Genomic DNA, 8379 nt, shown 5'->3' with positions numbered 1-8379 from the left:
GTCGGCGCGGCCAGGCTCGCGGCGAGGCGGCGGCCCCAGTCGTCGTCGACGCAGATCACCGAGGTTCGGGCGGCGACGGCCGACGCCGGGTCGAAAAGCCTGCGCTTGGCGCCGAAGTAGTCCTCGAAATCGGCGTGGAAGTCCAGGTGGTCCTGGGACAGGTTGGTGAAAGCGCCCACCGCGAAGCGCACACCGTCGACCCGGCCGAGCGCCAGCGCGTGGCTGGACACCTCCATCACCACCGCGTCCACGCCCTGCTCCACCATGAGCGCGAACATCGCGTGCAGCTGCGGCGCCTCGGGGGTGGTCAGCGCGCTCGGCACCCGGCGGCCGCCGATCCTGGTCTCGATGGTGCCGATCAGCGCGGTGGACAGACCACCAGCGGCCAGCCCGGCCTCCACCAGATACGACGTGGTGGTCTTGCCCGAGGTGCCGGTGATGCCGACGATGCGCAGCCGCTGCGAGGGGTTGCCGTACAGCGCCGCGGAGAGCTCGCCGAGCACCTCGCGCGGCCGCTCGCGCACCAGTACCGGCACGCCGAGCTCGCCGGCCAGCCCGGCGCCCTCGGCATCGCTGAACACGGCCACCGCGCCGCGCTCGACGGCGTCACGGGCGAAGCGCGCGCCGTGCGACTGCGAGCCGGGCAGCGCGGCGAACAGATCGCCTGGACGCACCGCGTTCGAACGCTGCTCGATCCCGGTGACCACCAGATCGCCGGGCGCGGGCGCCGACAGGCTGGCGCCGGTCAGCTCCAGCACGGTGGTCAGCGGTGTCGACGGCGGGTCGACCGGCCGCAACGCGGGCGGGCTGGACTGCGCGGGCACCTCGCTCCTCTCGGACAGGGCATTGGACAGCACGGACTATGGTGACGAGTCAGGTTACCGACGCGGGCTCACCGGGGAACAACGCGCCTCGGTGTTGCCGCGCCGTGGAGCGGAAATACGACGATTCGACAAGCCGGAATCACACACCAGCCTGCAGGACGAACTTCTGTGCCGGGGCGGTCGTCGGCGGGATCCGATCGCGCTGCAGCGCCCACGACGCGATGCTGTGGAACAGCGGCGCGGCCGACTGGCCGCCGCTGCCGTCGGAGCTGCGCACCGGGTTGTCCAGCATCATGCCGATCACGTATCGCGGGTTGTCGGCGGGCGCCATGCCCGCGAATGTGATCCAGTAGCTGGAGCTCGAGTAACACTTGCAGTCCGGATCGATCTTCTGCGCGGTGCCGGTCTTGCCCGCGATCCGGTAGCCCTCGATCGCGGCGGGCCAGCCGGTGCCGTTCTGTTCGGCGTCCATCGGATCGCGCTGGACCACGGCCTGGAACATGTGGCGCAACGTCTGCGCGGTCTGCGTGCTCACCACCCGGGTGCCGTCCGGCTGCGGCTCCTCGGTGCGGGCGCCGTCCGGCGCGATCTTGGCCTTCACGATGCGCGGCGGGACGCGAATGCCGTCGTTGGCGATGGCCTGGTACATTCCCGTCATCTGCAAGGTGGACATCGAAAGGCCCTGTCCGATCGGAAGATTGGCGAAGGTGCCGCCCGACCACTGGTCGCGCGACGGCACCTGACCCGCGGACTCGCCCGGCAGGCCGACGCCGGTGCGCTGACCGAGACCGAAGCGGTGCAGCATGTCCGCGTAGCGGTCCTCGCCGACGCGCTGGGCCAGCATCAGGGTGCCGACGTTGGACGACCTCGCGAAGATGCCGGTGGTCGTATAGGGCACCACACCGTGGTTCCAGGCGTCGCCGACGGTGACGCCCGCCATCTGGATCGAGCCGGGGACCTGGAGCACCTCGTCGGGCGTGGTGAGCCCGTATTCGATGGCCGCGGCCGCGGTGACGATCTTGTTCACCGAGCCGGGTTCGAACGGGTCGCTCACCGAGGGGTTGCTGGTCTTGGCCGAACCCCAGTTCTGCGGGCCCAGCGTTGGATTGAAGGTGTTGTCGTTGGCCATCGCGAGCACCTGGCCGGTCCGTGCGTCCAGCACCACGGCCGAGGCGCCCTGCGCGCCGGACTGCTGCCTGGCCTGCTGCACCTGCTGCTGCACGTAGTACTGCAGGTCGGAGTCGAGGGTGAGTTCGACGCCGTTGCCGTTCACGGCGGGCTGTTTGTCGCGCCAACTGCCGGGAATGACGGCGCCGTCGGAACCGCGGTCGTAGGTGTGCGAGCCGTCGGTGCCCGCGAGCACCGAGTCCAGCGAGGATTCCAGGCCGATCAGCCCGTGTCCGTCCCATCCGGTCGCGCCGATCATGTTGGCGGCCAGCGATCCGCCCGGGTACTCGCGCCGTGGCTGTGAGTCCGCGCCCACTTCCGGGAACTGCACGGTGATGTCCGTGGCGACACGCGGATCGACATTGCGGGCGAGATAGACGAACGTCTCGTCACTGCGCAGCTTCTCCAGCAACGCCGCCTCCGTCGGCGCATTCTTGCCGAGCTTCTCGTGAATCGTCCTGGCAATGGCTTTCAGACGCTCGTCCGGATCGGGAGCCTTCGCGTTCTTGGCCTTCGCCTCCTCCAGATCTTTGCGCACCCGCACGGGCTGGAAGTGCAACTCCACCGCGGTGGTGGTGAAGGCCAGTGACTTGCCGTTGCGGTCGGTGATCGGGCCGCGGGTGGCCTCGTCGGTCAGCCGGACGGTGCGCTGGCTGGCCGCCTGCGCGGAAAGTCCCGGCGCGGAAATGCTCTGGATGTACAGCAATTGGACCGCGACGACGGCCAGCGCGACCAGCATGACGATCCGGCCGACCCCGAGCCGCAGCCGCACCGGGCGCTCGGCGGCGGCGCGCGATCTCGCGGGCCCTGATGCCACCGGCCCGCGCCGCTTGCGCGGCGCGGGCCTGGTCCGGTTCATCGGATGCCTCCCTGCTGGTCGAGCGGCTCGGGCGGCGGAACAACCTGTGCCTCCGGCGGTGCGGCCAACTGGTCGGCGGGTACCTGCGCCACCGGCTGTGGCGCGGCTGGGTGCTGTGCCGCTTCGGGTCCCGATGCCTGCCCAGCCGCTCCTTGCACTTGTGCCGCTGGATCCGTTGCCGCGACCGGATTCTGGGCCGCGGGTTGCGGCGTCTCGGCGGGCGACGGGACCGGGGACGGCGGAGGAGGCGGCGCGGCGGGCATCGAGCTCGTCTGCGTGCCGTTGGCCGTGCTGTTCGTCGCAGCGCCACCGGTCGCCGCGCCATTGGTCGAAGCGCCGTTGGCCTGCTCGGCGGCAGGTCTGCCCGCAGGCGGCGTGGTCGAGACCGGCACGACGCGCTCGCCCTGGGCCTGCGCGTGCCCCGGCTGCGCGGTCGACGACTTGGGCGGCACGTTCAACGGCGGCGCGGGCGCGCCCTGCGCGGGAACCTCCTTGCCGATCACCGTCACCGTGCCGTCCGGCTCGATCACCAGCCGGGCCGGATCCTTCGCCGGAATCATGCCCAGTTCGCGGGCGCGCGCCGCGAGCTCGGGGGCGGAATCGGCGGCCTCGACCTCGCGCTGCAGCCCGGCGCGCTCCTCGGAGAGCTTTCTGTTGAGCTCCCTCGCGTCGCTGAGCTGGTAGCTGTCCTCGGCCGCCCTGGTGGTGAGCAGCAGGGTGAGCGCGAGACCGCAGCCGAGCATCGCGATGATCGCCGCGACGAACGGGATTCGCGCGGCCATCACCGATCCGCGGGTCGGCAGCGCGGTGTCGGTCCGGTGCTCGGCGCGCGTCTTGCGCTTGGCGTAAGCACGCTGCGCCGCACCGGATTTCACCCGCTCGGCGGCTTGCACCCGACGAGCGACCCGCCCCGGCGACTCGACCGTACGGGTTCGGATACTCATGGTGTCGTCGCCTCCTCTGTTCCGCAAGAACACCCCCACCCCGTCGACGTCGTGCGATCCGCGACGATCGGGCCGCGCGCGGCGGCTCCGGTCGTGGATCGACGTCCGATGAGCACGACGGCAGCCGAGCTGCTGCTCGATGTCGTCACACTCATCCCCTCTCCTGAATCCGTTCGGCCGCTCGCATGCGCACCGGCGCGGCCCGCGGGTTCTCTTCGACTTCCCGCTCGGTCGCCTTCTCGGCGCCGCGGGTGAGCATCCGGAATTCCGGTCCCATGCCTGGCAATTCGACCGGCAGGTCCACCGGGGTGCGGGAGGTGATCCGCGGCGCCAGCTCCTGCTTGACGACCCGGTCCTCCAGCGACTGGTAGGACATGACGACGATCCGGCCGCCCATCCGCAGCGCGTCCAGCGCGGCGGGCAGTGCGGCGCGCAGCGAGTCGAGCTCGCCGTTGACCTCCACCCGGAGCGCCTGGAAGGTGCGCTTGGCGGGATGTCCGCCGGTCCGCCGTGTGGCGGCCGGGATGGTCGCGTAGAGCAGTTCGACGAGCTCGGCGCTCGTGGTGAACGGCCGCTGCTGACGACGACGCACCACCTCGGAGGCGATCTTGCCCGCGAAGCGCTCCTCGCCGTAGGTCTTCAGCACCCTGGCGAGCTCACCGTGGCTGTAGGTGTTGAGCACGTCGGCGGCTGTGATCCCGGTCGTCGGATCCATCCGCATGTCGAGCGGGGCGTCGACGGAGTAGGCGAAGCCGCGCTCGGCCTCGTCCAGCTGCATCGAGGAGACGCCGAGGTCCATCAGGATGCCGCTCACCGAATCCACCGGATCCAGCCCCGCCTGCGTCAGCGCGTCGGCGATGCCGTCATAGGTTGTGTGCACCAATGTGATTCGGTCGGCGAAGGGACGCAACCGCTCTTCGGCCAACCGCAGCGCGTTCGTGTCCCTGTCGAGCCCGACCAGCCGCAGCCCGGGATAGGTCCGCAGGAAATGTTCCGCGTGACCGCCGAGACCGAGGGTGGCGTCGACATAGACGGCGCCCGGCTCGGTGAGCGCAGGGCCGAGCAGTTCGTCGGCGCGGCGGAGCAGAACCGGAACATGCCGGGGGCCGTGCTGTTCACGGTTCACCTCGACCTCCCGGATCCTCGCTCGTCGCTTGCACCGGACGGCGGGCGCCTCGATGACCGAACGTTCGACCATCGCACACGGGTCGCCTTGTTCCACAGTGCTTTTGGTATAAGAAGCTGCTGTCGAAGACGAGTGCCCCGTGGTCTCTGACCGAACAACGGCACCTGGCGTCGGGGAAGTACGCCAGGGTCCGCGTCCGGGCAGAGGCCGCGTGGCACTCGTCCGCTCGGGCTAGAAGATTCCGCCCAGCGACTCGTCTCTCGCTTGCGCGTAATCCTCCTCGTGCTCGGCGAGGTAGGACTCCCACGCCTGCTTGTCCCATATTTCGAGGAAGTCGACCGAGCCGATCACCACGCAATCCCGGTCCAGGTTCGCGTAGCGCCGATGGTCGGCCGACAACGTGATGCGGCCCTGTGCGTCCGGACGCTGTTCATCGGTTCCGGCCGCGAGTGCCCTGACGAATGCGCGGGCCTGCGGATTGCTGCGAGACGCGGCCGCGGCTCGCCGGGCGAGCGCGGTGAACTCTTCCTTGGGGTACACGGCAAGGCTGTGGTCCTGACCCTTCGTGACCATCAACCCTCCCGCCAGATCGTCTCGAAACTTCGCAGGCAACGTGAGTCGCCCTTTGTCATCCAGCCGAGGTGTGTAGGTACCGAGAAACAACTCGATACCTCCCTACCGGAATCACCTCTCTGGATGGCCTCTCCTGTAGTGCGCGCTCCACATTACCCCACTTTCCCCCACTTTCAATCGAAAGTGGAGGTGATCTGCCTCCCCGCCGAGACGATTTCGCAGGTCATCCCAGCTATCACCGGGTGGGGAACTTTTTCCGTGTTCTGCCGACACGCGGGCATCGGCGCGTCGAGCCCCGAAAACATCCAGCAAACCGCCCTGGTAACCAAGGCCCTCGGGCCGAAAGGGGGTGATTCTGGGGGGAGGTGGGGAACGCCGTGGGGAGATGTGGAGACCGCCTCGGCGGCGGTGAAAGTCCCGGAAACACGAGCAGGCGACGCCGCACCCGTTGGTGTGCGGCGTCGCCTGCTGTGCTGAAGTTTTTCAGGTTACAGCCGAGCTACTCCTGCTCGAACCGTCTCCGGAAGCGATCCTCCATGCGTTCGGAGAAACCACCGGACTTGCGCTGACGCCCAGGTCCGCTCGATCCGCCACCGCCCGGCCCACTGGTGGACGCCTCGCCGGAACGCGCGCCACGGGCGGCGCCCTTCGAAGTGCCGAGCAGCAGAAGCACGCCGGCGCCGAACATGACGATGAATCCGATCAGGCTGATGATCGGAAAGCCACCAGGCTTCACCGGAGCGGCGATACCGGCGACCAGTAGAAACAGACCGAGGACGAACAAGGCCGCGGCCTGGAGTCTGCGACGACTCGAGGTCGAGCGAAGGCGTCCGCCGCGGACGGACGAGGCGAACTTCGGATCCTCAGCATAGAGCGCGCTCTCGATCTGTTCGAGCATGCGCTGCTCGTGCTCGGAGAGTGGCACGGTACCTCCCCCGGCACTAGGACGTGGCTTGTCGCCTCCGGGTAGGCGACAGATAGCCGACCTTGGCGGCTATCTGTCACCAATGATACGAGTTCGATCAGGGCCGTACCACCTTCTCGGTGATAACTAAGCGGTCATGCCTCCTGTCCATCCCGGCGCGGGACGCAGCCGCGCGGCCGAGTTCAGCAGATCTTCCACGTCGTGCAGGAATGCGCCCACCCGCGAAGAGAACTCGTCGGCCTGCCGCTCGTCGACTTCGCGGTCGAGTCCGGCCTCCAGCGCGGCGCGCAATTCCGAGCGCGCGCTGAAGTAGTCGGCCCACATGACGAACTCGGGTGCGGCGCGCTGCAACAGCACCCACGCGTTGCGCGAGCGGGCGCGCGGCGCCGCGTCGGCGCCGGTGAACGCGAGCACGGCGCCCGCGCCGCGCAGCGCGGCCAGATAAGCGGTGCGGAACCGCTCCCTCGGGTCGGCCTCCCCCGCCGCCTGCAACAGCAGTCCGTCGGCCTTCTTCAGCAGTTTCCCCGCCTTGCCGGGCTGCCCCGGCTGCTCGATCCGACTCATGGCACGTCCCTCCGCACTCGTACACCCACCGGTCCCCGTGCACCGAGCGGACCGAACAGGTATTCGAACGTTTGAATTGAGCTTGAATATAAAGACGCCCACCGACAACTTTCCGCGTCCGCGCGGTCCGACGAGAGCCATGACAGCCGTCAAGCCACACCACTCCCCCGCACCCGCACCCGTCGTCGTCGACCTCTCGGTCGCGGACCTGCGCTACCGGCTGCACGACGTGCTAGCGGTCTATGTCGCCGCGATGGACTATCCGCGCGGCACCGAGAACCACCGCGCGCCGATGTGGACCGAGCACACCACCCGCGCGGGCTGGCAGGCGGTCGCGGCGCTGCTGCCCGACGAGGACGGCCGCGTCGACCTGCGCACCGCGCCCATCGTCGCCATCGCCTACGGCTATCACGGTGCGCCGCACCAGTGGTGGCACCAGCAGGTGCACAGCGGGATGCGCCGCTCGGGCTGGCCGGAAAACTCTGCGCGCGAACTGCTTTCGGATTACTTCGAGCTGACCGAGCTACACGTGCACCCGAGCGCGCAGGGTCGCGGCATCGGTGGGATCCTGCTGCGCAGGCTGCTCCAGAACCGGACGGAGAGCGCGGTGTTGCTCTCCACACCCGAGGTGGCGGGCGAGGGGAACCGCGCGTGGCGGCTCTACCGCCGCGAAGGATTCGCCGACGTCATCCGGCATTTCGTGTTCGCCGGTGACAACCGGCCTTTCGCGATTCTCGGCAGGCGGTTGCCGCTGTGAGCGGACGTGATTCCGGCCCGGCGCACCTCGACGGCGGTGAGGCGCGGCCGTGCACGTCGTAGTTGTCGGTTCCGGGCACAACGCGCTGGTGGCGGCCTGCTACCTGGCGCGCGACGGACACCGGGTCGAGGTGCTGGAACGGGACGAGGTGCTCGGCGGCGCGGTGTCGACGGTCGAGCGGTTTCCCGGACACCTGGTGGACCGGGGCTCCTCGGCGCACATCATGATCCGGCACACGGGAATCATCGAAGAACTGGAGCTGAACCGCTTCGGACTCCGTTATATCGATTGCGATCCATGGGGCTTCACCCCAGCCGATGCCGAGGGTCGTCCGCCGCTCGTTTTCCATCGCGATCTCGATACGACCTGCGCGTCCATCGCGGCCGCGTGCGGGACGGCCGACGCCGACGCGTATCGGAGGTTCGTCGCGGTGTGGGGTCCGCGCAGCGCACGGGTCATGCGCGCGTTCGGCGGCGCGCCTGGGCCCGGTCATCTGCTTCGCTCGTTCTGGGGACTGGACGCCGAACACGGCGGCAGCGCGCTCTCCAGGGAGTTCCTCCAGTCCGGGGACGCGCTGCTCGACACCTGGTTTCGCGACGAACGGCTCAAGGCGTCGCTGGCCTGGTTCGGCGCGCAGTCC

At 69.2% G+C, this 8379-nt stretch carries 9 protein-coding genes; 2 read left to right on the top strand and 7 right to left on the bottom strand.

Annotated elements, in window-relative coordinates:
• The 7 genes from NX1_RS34550 to NX1_RS34520 all read right to left on the bottom strand — a co-directional run.
• Positions 1-824, bottom strand: an 824-nt coding sequence (locus tag NX1_RS34550) for a Mur ligase family protein (protein WP_245668905.1), incomplete at its 3' end; no start/stop codon positions are given.
• Positions 825-963: 139 nt separating this feature from the next.
• On the bottom strand, positions 964-2850 hold the full coding sequence (locus tag NX1_RS34545; protein WP_068069285.1) for a peptidoglycan D,D-transpeptidase FtsI family protein: 1887 nt from the start codon (positions 2848-2850) through the stop codon (positions 964-966).
• Positions 2847-3794, bottom strand: coding sequence for a cell division protein FtsL (gene ftsL / locus NX1_RS38305; RefSeq protein WP_245668903.1), 948 nt, complete (start codon positions 3792-3794; stop codon positions 2847-2849). The genes NX1_RS34545 and ftsL overlap by 4 nt, the downstream gene beginning before the upstream one ends.
• Before the next feature lie 151 nt (positions 3795-3945).
• Positions 3946-4920 carry a 16S rRNA (cytosine(1402)-N(4))-methyltransferase RsmH gene (rsmH, locus tag NX1_RS34535; protein ID WP_068069287.1) on the bottom strand — a complete coding sequence of 325 codons (975 nt, stop codon included), beginning with the start codon at positions 4918-4920 and terminating at the stop codon, positions 3946-3948.
• Between the two features lie 231 nt (positions 4921-5151).
• Entirely contained in the window at positions 5152-5583 is a 432-nt protein-coding gene (mraZ, locus tag NX1_RS34530) for a division/cell wall cluster transcriptional repressor MraZ (RefSeq protein ID WP_067785767.1), read from the bottom strand.
• Between the two features lie 409 nt (positions 5584-5992).
• The gene (locus NX1_RS34525; RefSeq protein WP_068069279.1) at positions 5993-6418 is read right to left on the bottom strand and encodes an SCO2097 family morphological protein; all 426 of its coding nucleotides are present in this window, start codon (positions 6416-6418) and stop codon (positions 5993-5995) included.
• Between the two features lie 126 nt (positions 6419-6544).
• Positions 6545-6982 carry an SAV_6107 family HEPN domain-containing protein gene (locus NX1_RS34520; RefSeq protein WP_068069275.1) on the bottom strand — a complete coding sequence of 146 codons (438 nt, stop codon included), beginning with the start codon at positions 6980-6982 and terminating at the stop codon, positions 6545-6547.
• A gap of 139 nt (positions 6983-7121) precedes the next feature.
• Here NX1_RS34520 and NX1_RS34515 point away from each other — a divergent pair, with 139 nt between their 5' ends.
• Entirely contained in the window at positions 7122-7739 is a 618-nt protein-coding gene (locus tag NX1_RS34515) for a GNAT family N-acetyltransferase (RefSeq protein ID WP_068069272.1), read from the top strand.
• Positions 7740-7788: 49 nt separating this feature from the next.
• A partial coding sequence (locus NX1_RS34510) for a phytoene desaturase family protein (protein ID WP_157120393.1) occupies positions 7789-8379 on the top strand: 591 nt, incomplete at its 3' end.

The organism is Nocardia xishanensis NBRC 101358, assembly GCF_001613365.1.
In the GTDB taxonomy this organism is placed as follows: Bacteria; Actinomycetota; Actinomycetes; order Mycobacteriales; family Mycobacteriaceae; genus Nocardia; species Nocardia xishanensis.
The sequence above is the reverse complement of the archived record's forward strand: the minus strand, read 5'-3'. Positions and strand labels throughout refer to the sequence as shown.